This is a genomic window from Beijerinckia sp. L45, from assembly GCF_009765775.1.
Classification (GTDB): Bacteria; Pseudomonadota; Alphaproteobacteria; order Rhizobiales; family Beijerinckiaceae; genus RH-AL1.
In genome coordinates this window covers 74,991-75,931 of the sequence record NZ_LMUU01000274.1, presented here as the reverse complement: position 1 = coordinate 75,931, position 941 = coordinate 74,991, and the positions used below count along the sequence as shown (strand labels likewise).

Here is a 941-nt window from a genome sequence, read left to right as displayed (position 1 = left end):
CGCAAGGCGGAGACTTCCATGTCGCCGAAATAGGACAGCACCAGCGTGCGCGGGATCGGCGTGGCGGTCATCACCAGAATGTCGACGGCCTCGCCCTTATCGCCGAGCGCGAGACGCTGGTGGACGCCAAACCGATGCTGCTCGTCGACCACGGCGAAGCCGAGGTTCTTGAAGGCGACGCTCTCCTGGATCAGCGCGTGGGTGCCGATGGCGATCTGGATGGAGCCGTTGCGCAGGCCCTCCAGCGTCCGGGCGCGCTCGGCCGGCTTGTCGCGTCCGGTGAGAAGCGCCATGATCATCCCCGCCGCCTCCGCGCGGGGCTGAAGACCGGCGAAATGCTGGCGGGCGAGAATTTCCGTCGGCGCCATCAGGACGGCCTGGCGGCCGCCCTCGACGACATCGGCCATCGCGAGAAACGCCACAAGCGTCTTGCCCGAGCCGACGTCGCCCTGCAGCAGCCGCAGCATGCGCGACGGCGATTGCAGGTCCGCGCGGATTTCCTTCAGCGCGCCCTGCTGCGCCGGCGTCAGCGCGAAGGGCAGCGCCGCCTCGATGCCGGCGGCGACGCGGTGGCTGACGGCCAGCGGCCGGCCGAGGCGGACGCGCAACCGCTGGCGCATCAAGGCCAGCGCGATCTGGTGGGCGAACAACTCGTCGAAGGCGAGGCGGACCCGTCCGGGGGATTCAGGCTTGATGCCCTCCGGATCGGCCGGCTTGTGCACGGTTTTCAGCGCCGCGGCGAAGCTCGGCCACGCCGGCAGCGGCACGCGCAGGTCCGCGAGCCAGTCGGGCAGGGCGGGCAGTTTCGCCAGCGCCCCGTCGACGGCCTTGGCCAGAATCTTGGGGTACAGGCCCTCGGTCAGGCCGTAGACCGGTTCGGTCAGCGGCATCGTGGCAAACCCCTCGGCGTCGACGACGCGGTCGGGATGCACCATCTGGCG

General features: G+C 70.5%; 1 protein-coding gene. It reads right to left on the bottom strand.

Features of this window, described 5'->3' with window-relative positions:
• Window positions 1–941, bottom strand: a 941-nt coding sequence (locus GSQ79_RS28125) for a DEAD/DEAH box helicase (RefSeq protein ID WP_158812044.1), incomplete at both ends; no start/stop codon positions are given.